Source organism: Kitasatospora sp. NPDC101235 (assembly GCF_044767505.1).
Taxonomy (GTDB): domain Bacteria; phylum Actinomycetota; class Actinomycetes; order Streptomycetales; family Streptomycetaceae; genus Kitasatospora.
In genome coordinates, this window is sequence record NZ_JBIWNZ010000008.1 from 262169 (window position 1) to 280734 (window position 18566).

Here is an 18566-nt window from a genome sequence, read left to right on the forward strand (position 1 = left end):
TCCCTTTCCTCGGTCGGACACGACAGTCGGGCGGGTCCGGGGACCAACGGTCCCACGAACCCGCCCGATTCGGGCCCGGTGCCGGTCTCCCCGCACCGGGCCCACTCACTGCGAACGCTAGCCGCGTTGGGCGGCCTTGCGCCTGCGGACCACCAGCACCATGGCGGTGCCGAGGACGATCAGCGCCGCAGCGCTGGTCAATGCGATCGGCATCCCCTCACCCGCACCGGTGTGGGGCAGTTGCCCGGGTGCGGGAGGCTGCGGGGCGGGGGCCGGCGGCACCGGAGCCGCCGACGTCGGCGCCGGGGTCGGCGTCTCGGTCGGGGTGGGCGTCGGCGTCGGGGTGGGGATCAGCTTGTTGACGGCCGTCACCTCCACACCGGCGTCCAGGTTCGCCGAGGTCAGCTTCAGCGGACCGAAGACGGTGACCTCCGGCGCCTCGTAGCCGGCCGGCGGGCTCAGCTCCTGCCAGTAGTACGTCCCCGGCACCCCGGTGCCCTGGCAGATGCCGTCGGCGCCGGTCGTGCAGGGCTCACCGACCTTGGTGTCGGGCTTGTCGCCGGTCGGCTGGAGCCCGTCGGTCCCGTTGGTCTCGTGCCACAGCTGGAACTTGGCGCCCGCCAGCGGCTTGCCGTCCTGGTCGTGCTTGACCAGGCGCAGCGCACCCTCCTGCAGGCGGAAGCCGAAGTCGTAGGTGTGGTCGTTCTCGCCGGGGCCACCGGTGGTCAGTGCCCGCTCCGGGAACTTGCCGCCCTTCGGAACGATGCCCTTGGAGTCGATGAAGTGGTTGTCACCGACGTCGTGGTCGGTCGGCACCCACTGGAAGAGGGGGCCGTCCTTGGCGTAGTCGGCGGGGTTGTCCAGCTTGATCGTGTACTTGGTCCTCGGCTTGAGGCCGCCGTCGACGTTGCTGTCGTCGAAGTAGTACTCGCCGCGCTGGGTCGTCTTGGTCGTGCCGACGAGCTTGCCCGCCTCGTCGTACAGGTGGACGGTCGCGCCCGGTACCGGCTTCTGGCCCGGCAGTTGGAGGCCGCTGCGCTCGGGGTCGTACCAGACCCGGTTGCCGATCTGGAGCGGAGCCTGGTCGCAGAGGACCTCCAGGTCGCCCATCGCGGCGCCCTTGCCGAACGGCGGGATGCCCGCGCCCGTGTTGAGCCGCACGCCGCCGTCCGCCTTGCCGTTGCGCTTCTGGAAGGCGCTGCCGTAGCCGTAGGCCCGGCTGTCGCTGTCGTAGCCCGAGATCACGATGGAGTCCTCGACCTTCGAGAACGCCATCCCGGCGTTGGCAGGGTTGTTGTGGCCGATCCGGGCGTTGTCGAAGAACCGCTGCCCCCGGGCCGTGGACCCGCAGCCCAGGTTGGTGTCCAGCACGTACGTGCCGTTCGCCAGGCAGGCCTTGAGGAGGTCACCGCCGGGCAGGACCTTGGTCATCGCCGCGCCCGTCGGGGCGGCCGCCGACTGGTCGCCGAAGCGGTCCCGGAAGGCGAGCAGCATCGAGCCGTCGGTCTCGAAGGCGATCTCGGCCACCGCCGGCTCGGGGTTGGCCAGGTAGTTGTCCCCGCAGGCCTGGCCGTTCTGGGTGGTCGGGAAGGTGTCCTGCCACGGGAACCAGCCGGTGCCGGGGCACGGCCCGCCGACCGTGGTGCCGCGCGGGTAGTCGAGCGGCTGGTTCAGCACCGCCGACTTGAACGCGCCGGTGGCCAGGTCGAACGGCAGCACCACGGCCCGCAGGTCCGAGGCCTTGCCGGTGGACTCGCCCGAGCAGACGCCCCCGAGGAAGCCGACGCCGTCCTGGAGGCCGAGGCCGTACGGACGCCAGTCCCCCGACGCCGGGCAGCCCGGGTCCGGGATCGGGTAGGAGGCCTTGGGCGCGGCCGCCGTCGCCGCGGTGGCGTCGTAGCGGTAGAGCTTGCGGTCGTGCAGGTTGACGACGAAGAGGTCCTTGCCGTCGTCGGTGATCTTGATGCCGCCGAGGCTCTCCTTGCCCACCGCGGGCAGGAAGGCGTCGTCGTTGCCCGGAGTGTGCGGGGTGGTGCCCGCGTCCGGGACGGTGGCGAAGAGCGTGGTCTTCTTCTTGTCCCAGTCGGTGACGTAGATCCCGCCGGGGCCGCCGGGACCGTAGCTGGTGGTCCGCTTGGCCTGGGCCGAGGAGAACACCCTCCGGTCGGCCTTGTTCCAGGCGATGCCGTAGAGGTTACCGGTCTGCCCGGCCGTGGCCACGTCGGTCAGGGTGAAGCCGGTGCCGGCCGTTCCGCGGGACTCGTACGGGAAGGACACCAGCGTGTGCTGGGCGTCCCCGTCCGCGGGCGGGTTCTGACAGGTCGACACCAGCGGCGCGTTCTTCTGGCAGTAGTCACCCGGGCTCCAGAGCCCCGTGGTGATCTCCACCTTCTTGCCGCCGGAGAGGTCGACGAACTCCTCGTTGGAGCTCAGCTTGTTCGGCCCGCCGTCCAGGCCTTCGCGGGAGGCGAAGGCCGGGTAGAGCACGCCCGGCTTCGGATTCACCACCTGGACCCGGTACTTGCCGCCGGTCAGCTTGCTCGCCGCCGGCGCCAGCGTCACGGTGCCGTCCGCCGCCGTGGTGCCCTCGATCGAGACCCCGGCGGCGTCGGTGAGCGTCACCTTCACGCCCGCCATGCCCGATTCCAGCCCGGGCGTCCACACGCCGTCGGTGTCCACGGCCCGGATCACGTGGACCGCCACCGTGCCGTCCCCGCTCTGGGGGAAGGCCGGTGGGGCCGCTGCCAGGGACCAGGACCCGGCCAGCAAGGCCAGCGTCACCGCGCCGCCCGCGGTGCGAAGGCCCGCGGCACGGCGGCCGGGTGGACCCGTCCGCCCCCCGCCCGGGCCGCGCGCGGCACCGGCGGTACGTTCACTTGTCGTCGTCATCCCTGCTCTCATTGTCCAGTTCGGGTCTTCCGCCCGCCCTCGTGAGCGAGTTCGGGAGTGGCGGAAAGCCGCCATCGTTAACGGGAGCTTAAAGGGACTTCACACAAGTTCGCCGGGAAACCAGGAACTTTGACCTGGCATCAGGCGTTACGAGGCCGTCAAGGTCATGCTGCCCGAACCCGCCCACGCGCGACTGACCAGCGAAAATCAGCCGACCACGGCCCGCCACCGCCGGCGAGCACCGCCCCACGTCGTTGACCGTCGAACACACTTCCCGCCGGAACTCCCCATACCGGGCCCCGACTCACCCATCCCACGCACAACTTGGGCAACAACCACGCACCGATTGGCCCCGCCACGGGGCGGGCTGGCACGATGTTCGGATGCGCATTCTGGTCATGGGCGGCACCCACTTCATCGGTCTCCACTTCGCCGAGGCGGCACTGGCCGCCGGCCACGAGGTCACGGTGCTGCACCGGGGCCGGACCGGCCCCGGACTGCTCCCGGACGCCACCCACCTGATCGCCGACCGCGACGCCGACCTGTCCGCGCTGCGCGGCCGCAGCTGGGACGCCACCGTCGACCTGTGCGCCTACTTCCCGCGCCAGGTCCGGGAGTTGGCGGCCGCTCTCGACCCCGGCGCGGCCGGGCGCTACCTGCTGGTCTCCTCGCTCTCGGTGTACGACGTCCCGGCCGCCCCGGGCTACACCGAGGACTCCCCGCTGCTGCCCGCCGACGGCCCGGAGGCCGAGGAGGTCACCGCCGAGAGCTACGGCGTCCTCAAGGTCCAGTGCGAGCGCGCCGCCCGGCAGGCCTTCGGCCCGGAGACGCTGCTGGTCCGCCCGACGTACGTGATCGGCCCCCGGGACTACACCCACCGCTTCGACTACTGGGTGGAGCGCCTCGCCCGGGGCGGTGAGGTGCTCGCCCCCGGGCGGCCGGACGCACCGGTCCAGGTGGTCGACGCCCGAGACCTCGCCGCCTGGATGCTCGCCCTGCTGGAGCGGGGCGCCTCCGGCGCCTACCACGCCGCCACTCCCCCGCCGTTCGGCATGGGCTCCCTGCTCGACGCCATCGCCGCGGCGGTCGCCCCGCCCGGCACCACCCTCACCTGGGTGTCCGAGGAGTTCCTCCACGCCGCCGGCGTCACGCAGCGGGCGCTCCCGCTCTGGCCGGCGATCCCGGAGATCCGCGCCACCAGCACCGCCGATCCGGCGCGCGCCCTCGCCACCGGCCTCGTCCTGCGCCCGGTGGCCGACACCGCCCGCGACATCCAGCCGTTCGAGCATGTGCCGGACACCCTCGGCCCCGCCCAGGAGGCCGAGCTCCTCGCCGCCTGGCACCAGCGGTAGGACCACCGCCACCGCGACCGCCGACGCGGGGCCGACCGCGGCCCCGCGGCAGCCGGTCCGGCCCCGGCCCGGGCATCTCCCGGGCCGGGGCCCACACGGATCCACTCCACGGCTCCACCGCGCAACCGTTCAGCCGCTCAGCCACTCAGCCCGCGATGGGCGGGTTGAGCCGGGCGAAGGCCTCCTGCCGGCGGTACGGGAAGTACGGGTACGGCGCGGTGCGGGCACTGGCCGCGTCCAGCCGGGCCACCTGGTCCTCCGTCAGGGACCAGCCGACCGCACCCAGGTTCTGGCGCAGCTGCTCCTCGTTGCGGGCGCCGATGATGACGGAGGAGACGGTGGGACGGCGCAGCAGCCAGTTGATCGCCACCTGGGGGACGGTGCGGCCGGCCTCGGCGGCGACCTCGTCCAGCGCGTCGACCACCCGGTACAACAGCTCGTCCTCCACCGGCGGGCCGTAGTCGGCGGTGTCGTGCAGCCGGCTGCCGTCCGGGAGCGGCTGCCCCCGGCGGATCCTCCCGGTGAGCCGGCCCCAGCCGAGCGGGCTCCAGACCAGGGCGCCGACGCCCTCCTCCTCGGCGAGCGGCATCAGCTCCCACTCGTAGTCGCGACCGACGAGCGAGTAGTAGACCTGGTGCGCGGCGTACCGGGGGCGGCCGTACCGGTCGGCGAGGGCGAGGGACTTCATCAGCTGCCAGCCGGAGAAGTTGGAGACGCCGGTGTAGCGGATCTTGCCGGCCCGGACCAGGTCCTCCAGGGTGGCGAGCACCTCCTCGATCGGGGTGTCGGCGTCGTAGGCGTGCAGCTGGAACAGGTCCAGGTGGTCGGTGCTGAGGCGGCGCAGCGCGTCGTCCACGCTCCGGACGAGCCGGGCCCGGGAGGTGCCGGCGTCCTGTGGGCCGTCGCCGGTGGGCAGTCCGGCCTTGGTGGAGATCAGCACCTGGTCGCGGCGGCCGCGGATCGCCTGGCCGAGCACCTCCTCGGAGGCGCCGTCGGAGTAGACGTCGGCGGTGTCGAAGAGGGTGACCCCGGCGTCGATGGCGATGTCGAGCAGTCGGCGGGCCTCCTGGACGTCGGTGGTGCCCCAGGCGCCGAACAGCGGGCCGCGGCCGCCGAAGGCACCGGTGCCTAGGCTGAGCGCGGGCACCCTGAGTCCGGACGCGCCGAGCCGGCGGTACTCCATGTCGGTGGTGACGGTCATGACGAATCTCCCCTCGAAGCCCCTAATGGGACTCTCGTTCCGTTAGGATGCCTCGAACCTAGCAGAGTCCGCCCATCTAATGGAACAGGAATCCCGTTAATGGCCGTCGAGCCCTCCCAGCCCGAGCAGCCCTCCCCACCGCCCTCCCCACCCGAGCCCTCCACGCCCGGCACCGTCCGCCCCGGCGGCCGGACCGCCCGGGTCCGCGCCGCCGTCCTGCGCGCCACCGAGGACGCCCTGGTCGAGCACGGTTTCAGCGGCCTCGACCTCGGCGACATCGCCCAACGGGCCGAGGTCGGCCGCACCACCGTCTACCGCCGCTGGGGCAGCACCACCGCGCTGGTCACGGACCTGCTCGCGGACATGGCCGAGCAGTCGCTGCCGCGCACCGACAGCGGCTCCCTCGCGGGGGACCTGCGGGCCAACGCCCGGCTCGTCCAGCGCACCCTGGCCGACCCGCGGCAGGGCGCCCTGTTCCGCGCCGTCATCGTGGCGGCGAACTGCGACCCGGACGCGGCCGCGGCACTGCGGCACTTCTACCGGCGCCGGGTCGAGGAGTGGGCGCCATGCGTCACGGCGGCCGTCGAACGCGGCGAACTCCCGCCGGACACCGACGGGTTCGAGGTCGTCCGGGCGGTCTCGGCGCCGCTCTACTACCGGATGCTCACCACCGCGGAGCCGCTGGACGAGGCGGCCGCCGACCGCGCGGCGGAGGCCGCCGAGGCGGCGGCCCGGGCCGGGGCGTTCCGGCACCGGGGCGACTGACCGCGCGGGCCGGGGAAAAGCGAACGGCCGCACAGCGCAACAGCGTTGTGCGGCCGTCGGTCCGGGAGGACCCGGGTGCCCGGGGCCCGGGGATCAGGTCAGTCCTCGTCCAGGTCCTCGTACTCCTCGCGCAGGTTCTCCAGCAGCCTCACCCAGAGGTCCGACGCGTCCGACCCCTGCCCCAACTCGGCCACCAGCGCTTCGAACTCGTCCAGCGCGGCCTTGGCATCCCCCTCGCGGATCCGCGGCTCCAGGCGCGCCAGGCGACGGACATGGTCATCGGTGCGTCTCCCCCGGCCAGAACGGTGCTCTGCCGTCATTCAAGCGCACCGCACCGACAGCGAGGGCCGCCGGGGCACCCCCCGACGGCCCTTCCGGAGCTGCGGCCTGACGGCTTAGAAGAAGCCGTCGTCCTCGTAGTAGTTGTTGACGACCACCTGCGGGTCGTCGTCGAAGGCCTCGTTCAGCAGCGCACCGCCGACCAGGCCGGCCGCGCCGGCGCCGATCAGCGCACCGGTGCCGAAGCGCCGCCCGCCCTGGGCCTGCTGGCCGGGCACCTGCGGCTGGCCCTGCTGGACCGGCTGCGGGTAGCCGGCCTGCGCCGGGGTGTAGAACGGCGGGACGTTGGTCTGCACCCGCTGGGCACAGGCCACGCAGGCCTCGATCTGGCGCGGCACTCCCCACTGCGGCGACCACAGCACCGCGGTGGTGCCGGCGCCGTGCGAGGGGTCGAAGAAACACGTCACGGGGGAACTCCCTGTTGCTGGCTGGGTCATCGGAACGGCGGGTGCGGCTGCGGGCAGCACGGCCGGCACCGGGGCCGCGACCGGCGCGGGCGGTGCGACGGGCGGCTTCACCGCAGCGGGCGGGGCGGCGGCGGGCGCCGGCTGCAGGACGTCCACCCCGAAGTCGGTGGCGATGCCCGCGAGCCCCGCGGCGTACCCCTGCCCGACCGCCCGGAACTTCCAGTCCGCGCCGTGCCGGTACAGCTCGCCGAACACCATCGCCGTCTCGCTGCCGGCCTCCGGCGCCACGTCGTACCGGGCCACCTCGGCGCCGCCGTCCTGATCGACGACCCGGATGTAGGCGCCACGGACCTGCCCGAAGGTCTGCCGCCGCTGCGCCGCGTCGTAGATCGCCACCGCGAAGACGATCTTCTCCACCCCGGCGGAGACGTCCGCGAGCCGGACCTCGATCTGCTCGCGGTCGGCGCCGCCGCCTGACCCGCCCTGGTGCCGGACCGAGCCGTCCGGGCTCTGCAGGTTGTTGAAGAAGACGAAGTGCTGGTCCGAAGCGACCTTCCCGTCCGCACCGCAGAGCAGCGCGCTGGCGTCCAGGTCGTACCCGGCTCCGGCCGTCCAGCCGAGGCACACCCGGACCACCCGGAGCCCGGGGGCCTGCTTGCCCAGGGAGACGTTGCCGCCCTTCGTCAGGGCCACACTCATGGAACTTCCTCCACCACCGTACGAGTACCGCTGTTCGACCACGACAACGCTGTAGAACTCGCAGCGGTTCCCGGTCGAACCGTCAGCTTTCCGTCAAGGCCGGGACACGCCCCGCCGGCGGCGGAACACCGCCCGGGGGCTGCGGAGACACCACCGGGGCGCCCCCTTCCGGCGGCCCGCTCGGTCACCGCCCCGGCCTACGGGCACCGCACCGGCACCCTGGCGGGCCATCAGGTCTGGACCTATCGTCAGCGCACATGACATGTCTACGTCGCGCCGCCGGACTGGCCGCCGCGCTCACCGGAACGCTCGCCGCCCTGCTGGCCCCGGCCGCAGCCGCCCAGGCCGCGCAGGCCGCCCCCGCCGGCTGCCGCACCTCCGCCACGGTGCCGCTGGACGCCGAGCAGGCCCGCCTCCAGGACGCCCGCCTGGCGGCCTTCACCGAGCGCTCCGGCCTGGGCGAGCTGCTCGGGGGCTTCCCCTCCGCTCTGTGCGCCGCCCGCAACGCCCGGCAGGCCGAACGAGTGGTGCACACCTGGGGCCGGACGCTCTGGCAGGCCGGCCTGGACCGCGCCCAGGGCCGGCGGCCGAGCGGCGAACTGCCCGCCCGGGACGACCGCCCGCTGTACTGGACCAGGCTCGCCATGACCGTCCAGCTCGCCCGCTGGCAGCCCCGGTTCGAGGTCGACCACGCCACCCTGCGGGCCCGCTTCGAGGACGCCTCGCGCGGTCTGGACGACGGATTCGAGTCCGCCCCCGGCGTCCGGCGGATCTTCGTCAGCGGCTTCGACCCGTTCGGCCTGGACGCCGAGCCACGCCGTGCCAACCCCTCCGGCTCGGCCGTCCTGCAGCTGCACGGGCAGCGGATCACGCTGGCCGACGGCCGCACCGCCGAGGTGCGGGCGGTCGTGCTGCCGGTGCGCTACGGGGACTTCGACGAGGGCATCGTCGAGCGCGCCTTCGCCCCGCACCTGCGGCCGGGCCGGCAGTCCGCCGACCTGATCACCAGCATCAGCCAGGGCTACCCGGGCAAGTTCACCCTGGAGGAGTGGGCCGGGCGCGCCCGCTCCGCCGACCCGGCCACCGACAACGTGGCCGCGCTCTCCGGCGGCACCTCCCAGCACCCGGTGGACGCCCCGGGGCTGGCCCCCGGGCCGCAGTTCGTCCGCACCACCCTGCCGACCGACGCCATGCGGGCCGTCCAGCAGCCCTTCCCGGTGCTGCTCAACGCCTTCGTCACCGAGATCCCGGCGGGCGCCACCGCCCCGGTCTTCCGGCCGGACGGACCCACCCCGGGCTCCCGCGCGGTCTCCGGTGGCGGCGGCGGGTACCTCTCCAACGAGGTCGCCTACCGCTCCAACCGGCTGCGCCTGCTCCTCGCCCCGGACCTGCCCGGCGGCCATCTGCACACCCCGGTCCTGACCGGCCTGCCGGCCGACCCGAACCGACTCACCGCACCGGAGTTCGAGCAGAACGAGGCCGCGATCGGCGACGAGGTGCGGGCGATCCTGAGCACCTCCCGGCTCTGACGGACCGTCCGGGGCGGGCGGTCACCCGCCCGTCCCGGGCGCCCGTTCAGACCGGGTCGGCGAAGCGGGTGCCCGCCGCGCGGGCGCGCGACTCGGCGATCTCGGCGCAGGCGGCGTCGCGGCCCTCCCAGTGCGAGCCCTCGACGGACTTGCCGCGCTCCAGGTCCTTGTACACCAGGAAGAAGTGGGTGATCTCCAGCAGGTCGAACTCGCGCAGGTCGTCGATGTCGCGCAGGTCCGCGTAGCGCGGGTCGCGGGACGGCACGCAGAGCACCTTCTGGTCCGGGCCGCGCTCGTCTCGCATCACCCACATGGCCACCGCCCGGCAGGTCAGCACGCAGCCGGGGACGGCCGGCTCGCCGCCGAGCACCAGGGCGTCCAGCGGCTCCCCGTCGCCGCCGAGGGTGCCCTCGACGTAGCCGTAGTCGGCGGGATAGCGGGTGGCCGTGAAGAGGGTGCGGTCCAGGCGGATCCGGCCCGCCGCGAAGTCCATCACGTACTTGTTCCGCGACCCCTGCGGGATCTCGATCACGACCTCGAACTCCACCGCGGCCTCCTCCTCGGCTCCTGGGGGAATTGTCCGCCGTCCGGACGGCCGCCGAAAGCACCCCGGCCGGTCGAACACCCACTCCACCCACGCCTCGGACCTTCGACCTGCACGCACCCCAGGTCTCGATTGGGCAGCGGAACTGACGGCATGACAGTCCTTCGTCCACGATTCCCCTACGGTGACGGCTGCAACAACCGTCACCATGCAAGAGGGGGCACGCCCATGTCCCGGAGCCGGAAGCTCCACCGCCTCAGCAACCCCGACACCGACGAACGCCGCGCCCAGCGCGCGCTCTTCCGTCACCTCCGCGACGACACCAACGCCAATCGCGGCCGGATGGCCAAGCGCGTCCGCGAGCTCCAGCTGCTGCTGGCGATGGACCCGGTCGAGTTCGAGGGGCTGATCGCCCGGCTGATGGAAGCGATGGGCATGAAGGTCGAGCTCACCGCCCGGTCGCGGGACGGCGGGGTGGACGTCCGCGGCATCGACCCCGACCCGTTCCGCGGCGGCAACGTCATCGTGCAGGTGAAGCGGTACCGGGACACGGTGGCGCCCACGGCGGTGCGGGACCTGTACGGGACGCTTCGGCACGACCAGGCCGCGACCAAGGCCGTCCTGGTCACCACCAGCAGGTTCGGGCCCAGCTCGCACCAGTTCGTCGCGGGCAAGCCGGTCAGCCTGATCAACGGCGCCGAGCTGGTCGGGCTGCTCAAGCACCACGGCTTCCACGAGGTCTTCGAGGCCGCCCAGGACGAGGCCTCCGCCGAGGCCGGCGCCCTGGACGGACTGCCCGCGATCGAGGTGGCCGCCGAGCCCTCCCGCCTGCTCCTGCACTGGACCGGGGAGGAGGAGTACGACATCGCCGCCCTGGTCTGCACGGGGAACGTGGCGCTCTCCGACGACCACCTGGTGTTCTACAACAACGCCTCGACGCCCGACGGTTCGGTGCGGCTGGTGACCGGCTACGGCGACGCGAACGCCTGCCTGATGGTCGACTTCGACGCGCTCCCCGCCGAGGTCGACCGGCTGGTCGTCATCGCCGCCGCCGACACCGAGAACCACCCCGAGGCCACCATGGGCGGGTTCGCCGGGCCGGCGCTGATCCTGGAGGCCGGCTCCGGGCAGGACGCGGCCGTGGTGCACCTGGCGGACGGCGCGGAGACCAACACCGCGATGCGGCTCGGCCGGTTCGACCGCGAGCCCTCCGGGGACTGGGAGTTCACCCCCGCGCTCGCCGGGTACCCGGGCGGGCTGCGCCAGGCCGTGACCGCGTACGGGCTGGAGGTCGTGGACGCGTGACGGGGGCGGGGCGCGTCGCGGACCCGGCAAGGCTCCCCAGGACGCGCCCCGGGGCGCCCGGCCTCGGCCGGGCGCCCCGTACGGCGTACCTCAGCGCACGACCGACAGTTCCAGCGCCGATCCCCGGTCGCCGCCCCAGCCGATCCGGTAGCTCGCCCGCCCGTCGGCCGGGAGCAGCTGGAAGGAGTCGGGGTTGGCGGCGGCGACGGTGAGCCTGATCCGCTCGCCGGAGCGGAACAGTACCGAGACGGGCTGGAGGTCGATGGTGACGCGTTGGGCGCGGCCCTGCGGGAAGTCCTCGGCGTCCTCGGCGGCGTAGCTGCGCGGCGTGCGCAGCCGGCGCCAGTCCGGGTTGTCCTCGCGGTCGGCCACCGCACGGCCGGCCAGGGCGAGTTGACCCTCCGTCAGGTAGGCGACCCGGCCGTCCGGCGCGACGTCCTCCAGGTAGACGTGCAGGGCGCCGCGGGCCGAGCCCGCCAGCCCGGTGACGTCGAGGGTGACCTTGCCGTTGCCGGTGACCCTCGTGTCGGCGGTCAGCGGCGCGGTGGTGTAGCTGAGCAGCTTGGCGTCGACGGCGGCGCGGTCGGGGTAACTGACCTCGTCACCGCTGAGGTTGGTGTTCCAGCGGTCCAGCGGGCCGGTGCCCGCGGTCGGGTCGAGGCGCAGCGGGTCGGAGCCGGTGCGGCGGTCGTCCGGTCGGCTGCCGAGCGTGCCGCCCTCGCCGAGATGGAACCGCTGGGTGCGGGTGCCCGGGACCGGCCAGCGGGTGGTGGTGCGCCAGACGCCCTCGTTGAAGGTGTAGTAGTGCACCTGCCGCCGGCCGTCGGGGCGGGTGTCGCCCCGGACGTAGCGGTCGAAGAAGTCGAGCACGCGCCGGTCGTTCTCGTCGTGTTCCTGCGCGGTGAGCGGGCGGGCGGGCCGGAACGGGTCGGCGAGCCAGCCGGCGCCGTGGTTCCAGGGCCCGATCCAGGCGTCCTGGGTGTTGGACAGGCCGGTGAACTGGGAGAGCGCTCCGTTGGCGGTCCCCGCGTCGAGCCAGCCGGCGCGGGTCAGGACGGGCACCCGGCCGGCTTCGACGGCGTCGGTCTTCTCGCCGACGCTGCCGACCGTCCAGCTCTTCGGGCCGTCCCGGTAGTCGCGGTAGGCACCGGCGTTCGCCATCTCGACCAGGTTGGCGTTGTTCGCGTGCTCGGCACGCGCGGCGGCGAGCAGGGCCTGGCCGTCGGGGCCGTCGACCGGCCGGGGCTGGAGGCCGGTGAGGCCGACGCGCGCGCAGAGCTGCCGGGCCTGCTCGTCCGTCTCGCAGGTGGTGCCGCCGGCCTGGTCGAGGATGCGCAGCAGCAACGCGTACGGGGCGACCCGGGGTTCGATGAGCACGCCGCCGGGGCGCACCAGGTCCTCGTAGGGGTCGAAGTCGTAGGAGATCGGGGCGGCGGCGGTGATGTGGTGGTTGCGGAGGGCGGTGGCGAGCATCGCGGTGTCGCCGCCGTAGGAGATTCCGGTGGTACCGACCCGGCCGTTGGACCAGGGCTGGGCGGCGATCCAGTCGCTGAGCGGGCCGCTGTCGGCGATCGCGTCGGCGCCGAGTTCGGAGCCGAGGGTGCCGAAGGAGGCGCCGGTGCCGCGCAGGTCGGCGACCACGTAGGCGTAGCCGCGGGCGGTCCACTGCTCGGCCTCGCCGCTGGTGCCGCCGGGTTCGCCGGTCCGGACCCTGGCCCGCCAGTAGCGCTGGGTGACCAGGACGGTGGGCAGTCCGGCGCCGGCCCGGGTGCCCTCGGGCAGGTGGACGTCGACGGCGAGGCGGACCCCGTCCGGCATGGTGACGTAGCGCGACCGCAGATGCGGCTCGGCAGGCCCGGAAGGCCCGGCGGCGGCCGCTGGGACGACCGAGAGCCCGAGCACGGCCGCGGCCGCGACCAGCGCCGCCAGCGGGCGGCGCAGCAGCCCCCGCCTCATCGGACGGTCGCCTTCCAGGGGCCTTCCTCCGGCCGCGCCTCGCGGTCCGTCCCCGGCCAGGGCGGCATGGTGACGGCGGTGATCCGCAGCGGCCCGTCGGAGTCCGCGTCCGTCCGGAACGGGAACGCGGTGCCCAGCGGTATCGACACCGCCGTACCGGGCGCGAGCCGTACGGTCTCCTCGCGCCCGCCCTGGCGACGCCACAGCTCTCCGCTGCCCGCGGTGACCTGCCACAACTCCTGCACGGTGGCGTGCGACACCGCGCGGGTCACCTGCCCGGGGGCGAGTGCGAAGACCGCGAGGCTCCCGGCGCCCTCCAGTACCAGCAGCGGGCGCACCTCGGCCCCGTCCGGGGCGGTGACCACCGGCGCGTCCTCCGTGTCCGCGCTGTGGAAGGGCTGCTGACCTGCCTGATTGCCCATGCGACGACCTGGCCTCTCTCGTACGAGTGAGTAGCGTGGTCCCGTCCCCCACCGCCGATGGGACCACGGGCGCCCGGCCGTCCGCCAGAGCGGGCTACCCTGAGACGACCCCGATCCGGCCCTGGTCCTCCCCGGACCCCTGGCCGTGTCCGAAGTCGCGCACCGCCTCGGTGACGATCGCCTCCAGCCGGGCGTGGTGGGCGCCGCGCCAGTAGGCCTGGCCGCAGTCGGTGCACTGGGCGAAGGCGTCGTAGGAGCGCTCGGTGCCGTCCTGCAGCTGCTCGCGCACCGAGGTCTTGGTGGCCGGCTGCAGCGTGCCGTTGCAGGTGGTGCAGCGGCTCCAGGGGGCGAGCGACGGCGCGAACCGGGAGAGCACGTCGCGCAGTTGCTCGGCGGGGCGGTGGCTGTAGACGTAGGCGCCGGCCCACAGTTCGCGGCGGCGCAGCAGTCCGCGGTCGCGGGAGAGCATGATCCGCTCTTCGGCGGCCGAGCGGGCGGCCAGCGCGGCGTCGCCGATGTCGGGGTTCTCGTACGCGGCGTCCACGCCGAGCAGGCGCAGCCGGCGGGCGAGGGTGCCGAGGTGGACATCCAGCAGGAAGCGCGGCGGGACGGGCGAGGGCTGCGGCCTGGTCACGGCCCGGACGGCGATCTCCTCGCCGTCGGCCGGAACGTGGGCCTCGGGCACGGCCCGGCCGTCCACCAGCAGGCCGCCGACCTCGGTGAGCGGGACACCCAGGGACTCGACGACGTGGCCGAGGGTGGAGGTGCCGTCGGTGCGCAGCGCGGTGCGGCCGGCCCGACGGGGCGCGGAGACGAAGAGGTGCAGCTCGGGGGCGAAGTCGAGCCAGATCTGGGGTCGGTCCACGTGGCCAGCATGCCAGCGGGCGGCGGGCCGGGGCCACCGGGTTTCCGGCCCGCCGTCGCGGCGTGAGAGGTCGGGCCCCGGCGCGGGGCCCGTCGTCAGGGCGTCCCCGGCGCGGTGCCCGCCACCACCGGCGACGGCGGGGACACCTCGTGACCGCGGTCCCGCGCCGCCCAGCGGGCGACCGGACCCATCGCGTACCCCGCCGCGAGGAACACCCCGCCCAGGACCAGCCAGCCAATCAGGCCTCCGTCCAGCAGCAGCGTGGTGAGCAGCAGTGGCCCGAGGGTGCGGGCGACGGCGACGCCGGTGCCGAAGAAGCCCTGGTACTGGCCGATCCGCCCGGGCGGGGCGAGGTCGAAGGCGATCTGCCAGCTGCCGGCCGACTGCCGCATCTCTCCGGCCACCTGCAGGACGGACGCGGCGACCAGCAGCGCGGCGACCGCCCAGACCGGCACGTCCAGCGCGGACAGCCCGAAGACGGCGCAGGAGCCGAGCAGCAGCAGGCCGGCGGAGCGGACGGCCCGGGCGGCCGGGTCCAATCCGGTGACGCCGCGCGCCGCCCGGACCTGGAAGGCCAGCACCGCGAGGGTGTTGAGCACGAACAGCGCCGAGCCGAGCCAGCCGATCCCGGGGGCGCGCTCGGCGATCCAGAGCGGGATGATCAGGCTGAGCAGCGGCATCCGCAGCAGCAGCACGGCGTTGACCGCGGTGACGGCCGCGTACCGGCGGTCGCGCAGCACGGCCAGGCGCGGCCCGGCGTCCGACTGCCCTGCCGCGGGCGGGGCTTCGGGCAGCCGCCGCAGGATCAGCGCGCCGATCAGGAAGCCGAACGCGATGACGGCGAAGGCGGCCAGGTAGGCGGCGCGGGTGCCGACGCCGAGCGCGATGCCGCCGATCGCCGCGCCGACGGCCAGTCCGCCGTTGAGGGTCGACTGGATGTGGGCGAGCAGGGTGGTGCGCTGCGCGGGCGGCACCAGGGCGGCGACCAGTGCCTGCCGGGCGGCGGTCAGACCGGACTGCGCGGTGGCGTAGAGGCAGACCGCGAGCAGGAACAGCGGGTAGGAGCGGATCACCAGGAAGGCGGCGACCACGGCCGCCGTGCCGAGCGCGAGCGCCACCGAGGTACGGCGCGGGCCGCGCCGGTCGGCGAGGTGGCCGAGCGGGACGCCTGCGACGGAGCCGAGCGCCCAGGCGAGGGTGAGGCCGAGCCCGAGGGCGGTCGGCGACATCCCGACCACCCGGGTGAAGTAGAGCGCGGAGCAGGTGTAGTACGCACCGTCGCCCACGGCGGCGGCCAACTGGGCGGCGGCCAGGGTCCGCTGGGGCCCGGCGGGCGGCAGGGCGTCCCAACGGGCGGCTCGGTCGGTCGGCATGCCCCTCCTTCACTCGTTCGCGGGTGTCGCCCGCCGGTCGTGCCGGGCCGTCACCCGCACGCGTCCACGGCGGGCGGACGACTCACGGTCCGTCACCCTTGTCCGTGGCCCCCGGACGGGCGGCGGGCGGAGTCGGTCTCCGCCACCGCCGGTTCCGGTGCGCCCCCAACCCTAGGGAAAAACCGGCCCAGTGGACCGGTCCAGTGATCAAGGAATTCCCTGGGCCAATTCCGGTCGCCGCCGCACCGTCGACCGACCCCTGAACACGCGTGCGAGAGGCTTCAGTTGGCGCCTCCGAGCCCTTCGAAGCGATCTCGCCCCGGCCTCGCCCGCACCTCCGAAGCGCCGTCCGTACCCGCTCCGAATCCGCTCCCGCCGACCGTCACGAAACCGCGATCACCCAGACCAGGGGCCAACTTTGACCGTTTTGACCCGTCAGTAGCGCCCTCTTATGCTCAACGGCGTTCGCGATCCGGCACCGGCCCGGGGCCGCCCCGCCCGCCCGTTCCGTCGCCGTCTCCGGCTCGAAGGGTGTCCTCCCATCAGCACCTCCATCGCCCCCTCGGACTCCACCGGCCAACCGGGCGACGCCGGACACCCGCGCGCCGCCCACGCCCTCCCGACCACCGCACACACCCCGGACGCCCCGGCCGCCCCGAACGCCCGGGCGACGGACGGCGCCACCCGCCGCCGGCGCTTCCTCACCTACCTGCTGGCCGCGCCCACCCTCACCGTCGCCGCCCGTCTCGGCCTCGACGCCGCCGCGCCCGCCACCGCGCAGGCCACCCCGACCCCCGCCGGGGCCGCCGCGCCCACCGTGCCCGCCCGGGAGACCGCCCTCCCCCAGCAGCTGATCGGCCTGCCCGGCATCCCGGACATCGTCGACCTCGGCGACGCGATGATCATCGCCGGGCTGCCGACCTCGCACCTGCTGGTCCTCGAAGTCACCACCGCCGGGCGCGCCGCGCTGCACCTGCCCCGGCTGGAGGTCGGCCAGGGCCTCACCACCGCGATCGCCATGATCGTCGCCGAGGAGCTCGACGCCCGGCTCTCCGACGTCGACGTCCCGCTCTCCGACGCCCGCCCCGAACTGCAGTTCAACCAGCTGACCGGCGGCTCCAACTCGATCCGCTCGCTGTACGATCCGGTGCGCGCCGCGGCCGCCGCCGCCCGGGCCCGGCTGGTGACCGTCGCCGCCAAGCGCTGGAACGTTCCCGCGACCACCCTGCGCACCGCCGGCTCCGCCGTCCTCGCCCCCGACGGCCGCCGGCTCGGCTACGGCGACCTCGCCGCCGAGGCCGCCACCGTCGCCGCACCCGCCGTCCCGGCCGTCCCCAAGACCGCCGACCAGCTGCGCCTGGTGGGCAGGCCGACCGGCCGGATCGACGCCCGCGACATCGTCACCGGCCGCGCCGAGTACGCCGGGGACCTCCGGATCCCGGGCGCCGCGCCCACCGTGGTCGCCCGCCCGGACACCGTCAACGGCACCCTCAGGTCACTCGACGCCTCCGCCGCCCGCGCCATGCCCGGGGTGCTCGGCGTGGTGCGGATCCCGAGCGGCGTCGCCGTCCTCGCCGAGACCTTCGACCAGGCGCTCAAGGCCCGCGACGCACTGCGCACCACCTGGAACCCGGGGCCGGTCGCGGGCCTGTCCGACGCCGACGTGCGCTCCCGGCTGCGCGCCGCCCACCTGCCCTCCCTCCCGCCGCCGCTGCTCTCCCACCGCGTGGAAGGGGAGTTCGACTTCGCCTTCGTCAACCACGCCCCGATGGAGGTGCTCACCGCCGTCGCCGACGTCCGGCCGAACCGGGCCGAGCTGTGGTTCGCCGCGCAGAGCCCGATCCTCGCCCAGGGCACCATCGCCGCCGAACTCGGACTGCCGGAGAACGCCGTCACCGTCCACGTGGTGCGCGGCGGCGGCTCGTTCGGCCGCCGGCTGTTCTTCGACGCCGCGCTGGAGGCCGCCCAGGTCTCCAAGGCCGCCGGCCGCCCGGTCAAGCTGATGTGGACCCGCAACGACGACATGCGCCACGGCCGGATGCGCCCGGCCAGCCACCATCTGATCCGCGCCACCTACGGCCTCGGCCAGGTGTTCAGCTGGGAGCACCACGTGGCCGGCGTCCGCACCGACCTCGGGCACGGCCTCGGCGACATGCTCACCGCCGCCGGCTACAACCTCCCGCTGGCCGGGCTCACCGCCTCCGAGCTGTTCTTCCTGCTCACCGAGAAGATCCCGTACGACGTCGGAGTGCCCACCCAGCTGCTCGCCGAGCTGCCCCTGGACCTGCACACCGGCAGCTGGCGCTCGGTCTACTCGGGCACCGTCCGGGTCGCCGACGAGATCATGATGGACGAACTCGCCCGCCGGATGGGCCAGGACGAGCTGGCCTTCCGCCGGGCCCGGATGCGCAGCGCCTCCGGGCGGGCGGTGCTGGACGAACTCGCCAAGCGGGGGAACTGGGGCCGCCCGATGCCCCCCGGCCACGCCCAGGGCATCGGCTACCACGACGAGCACGGCGCCGGCGCCGCCTACCTGGTCGAACTGGACACCACCGACCGGGCCGACCCCCGGGTGACCAAGGCCGTCGTCGTCGCCGACGTCGGCCGGGTGATCAACCCCAGGGGCCTGGAGGCCCAGCTGACCGGCGCGCTGGTCGACGGCATCTCGGTGATCCTGCAGGCCGGCAACCACCTGGACAACGGCGCCTTCCGGGAAGGCAGTTACGGCGACTTCCACTACGCCCGGCAGCGGCACACCCCGCCGGTGGTCGAGATCCACCTGATGCCCCCGAGCGGACCGCCCGGCGGTGCGGGCGAGCTGGGCGTCCCGGCCGCCTCCGCCGCCGTCGCCAACGCCTACGCCCGCGCGACCGGCACCGGCCCGCGCTCCTTCCCGATCAATTTCTGACCACCCGCACCT

13 protein-coding genes and 1 pseudogene are annotated in these 18566 nt (G+C 74.3%); 5 read left to right on the forward strand and 9 right to left on the reverse strand.

Annotated features, from left to right (window positions below):
* Positions 1 to 117: 117 nt before the first annotated feature.
* The gene (locus ACIRRH_RS16635) at positions 118 to 2781 is read right to left on the reverse strand and encodes an SdrD B-like domain-containing protein (RefSeq protein ID WP_403067300.1); all 2664 of its coding nucleotides are present in this window, start codon (positions 2779 to 2781) and stop codon (positions 118 to 120) included.
* Between the two features lie 491 nt (positions 2782 to 3272).
* Here ACIRRH_RS16635 and ACIRRH_RS16640 point away from each other — a divergent pair, with 491 nt between their 5' ends.
* A complete protein-coding gene (locus tag ACIRRH_RS16640) occupies positions 3273 to 4241 on the forward strand; it encodes an NAD-dependent epimerase/dehydratase family protein (RefSeq protein ID WP_403067302.1) in 969 nt (322 codons plus the stop codon).
* Positions 4242 to 4386: 145 nt separating this feature from the next.
* Here ACIRRH_RS16640 and ACIRRH_RS16645 read toward each other — a convergent pair whose 3' ends face one another.
* On the reverse strand, positions 4387 to 5424 hold the full coding sequence (locus tag ACIRRH_RS16645; protein ID WP_403067431.1) for an aldo/keto reductase: 1038 nt from the start codon (positions 5422 to 5424) through the stop codon (positions 4387 to 4389).
* A gap of 117 nt (positions 5425 to 5541) precedes the next feature.
* Between ACIRRH_RS16645 and ACIRRH_RS16650 the strand changes: the two genes are divergently transcribed.
* Positions 5542 to 6207: a TetR/AcrR family transcriptional regulator gene (locus ACIRRH_RS16650; protein WP_403067304.1), complete on the forward strand. Its 666-nt coding sequence runs from the start codon at positions 5542 to 5544 to the stop codon at positions 6205 to 6207.
* Between the two features lie 98 nt (positions 6208 to 6305).
* On the opposite strand, the gene ACIRRH_RS16655 is transcribed toward ACIRRH_RS16650, so the two are convergent.
* Entirely contained in the window at positions 6306 to 6527 is a 222-nt protein-coding gene (locus tag ACIRRH_RS16655; protein ID WP_403067306.1) for a hypothetical protein, read from the reverse strand.
* A 573-nt stretch (positions 6528 to 7100) separates the two neighbouring features.
* Positions 7101 to 7652 (reverse strand): annotated as a pseudogene (locus tag ACIRRH_RS16660) (TerD family protein); the annotation flags it as partial.
* A 257-nt stretch (positions 7653 to 7909) separates the two neighbouring features.
* Here ACIRRH_RS16660 and ACIRRH_RS16665 point away from each other — a divergent pair.
* A complete protein-coding gene (locus ACIRRH_RS16665; RefSeq protein WP_403067308.1) occupies positions 7910 to 9181 on the forward strand; it encodes a pyroglutamyl peptidase in 1272 nt (423 codons plus the stop codon).
* Between the two features lie 46 nt (positions 9182 to 9227).
* On the opposite strand, the gene ACIRRH_RS16670 is transcribed toward ACIRRH_RS16665, so the two are convergent.
* Positions 9228 to 9728, reverse strand: coding sequence for an inorganic diphosphatase (locus ACIRRH_RS16670; protein WP_403067310.1), 501 nt, complete (start codon positions 9726 to 9728; stop codon positions 9228 to 9230).
* A 225-nt stretch (positions 9729 to 9953) separates the two neighbouring features.
* Between ACIRRH_RS16670 and ACIRRH_RS16675 the strand changes: the two genes are divergently transcribed.
* A complete protein-coding gene (locus ACIRRH_RS16675; RefSeq protein ID WP_403067312.1) occupies positions 9954 to 11030 on the forward strand; it encodes a restriction endonuclease in 1077 nt (358 codons plus the stop codon).
* A 90-nt stretch (positions 11031 to 11120) separates the two neighbouring features.
* Here ACIRRH_RS16675 and ACIRRH_RS16680 read toward each other — a convergent pair whose 3' ends face one another.
* The 4 genes from ACIRRH_RS16680 to ACIRRH_RS16695 form a co-directional block, all read right to left on the reverse strand.
* On the reverse strand, positions 11121 to 12986 hold the full coding sequence (locus ACIRRH_RS16680) for a CocE/NonD family hydrolase (protein ID WP_403067314.1): 1866 nt from the start codon (positions 12984 to 12986) through the stop codon (positions 11121 to 11123).
* Positions 12983 to 13408: a cupin domain-containing protein gene (locus ACIRRH_RS16685; RefSeq protein WP_403067316.1), complete on the reverse strand. Its 426-nt coding sequence runs from the start codon at positions 13406 to 13408 to the stop codon at positions 12983 to 12985. Before ACIRRH_RS16685 ends, ACIRRH_RS16680 begins: the two co-directional genes overlap by 4 nt.
* Before the next feature lie 94 nt (positions 13409 to 13502).
* A complete protein-coding gene (locus ACIRRH_RS16690) occupies positions 13503 to 14273 on the reverse strand; it encodes a Mut7-C RNAse domain-containing protein (RefSeq protein ID WP_403067318.1) in 771 nt (256 codons plus the stop codon).
* Between the two features lie 95 nt (positions 14274 to 14368).
* Positions 14369 to 15646, reverse strand: coding sequence for an MFS transporter (locus ACIRRH_RS16695; RefSeq protein ID WP_403067320.1), 1278 nt, complete (start codon positions 15644 to 15646; stop codon positions 14369 to 14371).
* A 451-nt stretch (positions 15647 to 16097) separates the two neighbouring features.
* On the opposite strand from ACIRRH_RS16695, the gene ACIRRH_RS16700 reads away from it, so the two are divergent.
* Entirely contained in the window at positions 16098 to 18554 is a 2457-nt protein-coding gene (locus ACIRRH_RS16700; RefSeq protein ID WP_403067322.1) for a molybdopterin cofactor-binding domain-containing protein, read from the forward strand.
* The last annotated feature ends 12 nt before the right edge of the window (positions 18555 to 18566 follow it).

Coding starts and splice junctions, on each gene's coding strand:
- ACIRRH_RS16695 (WP_403067320.1), bottom strand. CDS start 15,646: ATGCCGACCGACCGAGCCGCCCGTTGGGACGCCCTGCCGCCCGCCGGG.
- ACIRRH_RS16700 (WP_403067322.1), top strand. CDS start 16,098: ATGCTCAACGGCGTTCGCGATCCGGCACCGGCCCGGGGCCGCCCCGCC.
- ACIRRH_RS16675 (WP_403067312.1), top strand. CDS start 9,954: ATGTCCCGGAGCCGGAAGCTCCACCGCCTCAGCAACCCCGACACCGAC.
- ACIRRH_RS16665 (WP_403067308.1), top strand. CDS start 7,910: ATGACATGTCTACGTCGCGCCGCCGGACTGGCCGCCGCGCTCACCGGA.
- ACIRRH_RS16640 (WP_403067302.1), top strand. CDS start 3,273: ATGCGCATTCTGGTCATGGGCGGCACCCACTTCATCGGTCTCCACTTC.
- ACIRRH_RS16655 (WP_403067306.1), bottom strand. CDS start 6,527: ATGACGGCAGAGCACCGTTCTGGCCGGGGGAGACGCACCGATGACCAT.
- ACIRRH_RS16685 (WP_403067316.1), bottom strand. CDS start 13,408: ATGGGCAATCAGGCAGGTCAGCAGCCCTTCCACAGCGCGGACACGGAG.
- ACIRRH_RS16645 (WP_403067431.1), bottom strand. CDS start 5,424: ATGGAGTACCGCCGGCTCGGCGCGTCCGGACTCAGGGTGCCCGCGCTC.
- ACIRRH_RS16680 (WP_403067314.1), bottom strand. CDS start 12,986: ATGAGGCGGGGGCTGCTGCGCCGCCCGCTGGCGGCGCTGGTCGCGGCC.
- ACIRRH_RS16650 (WP_403067304.1), top strand. CDS start 5,542: ATGGCCGTCGAGCCCTCCCAGCCCGAGCAGCCCTCCCCACCGCCCTCC.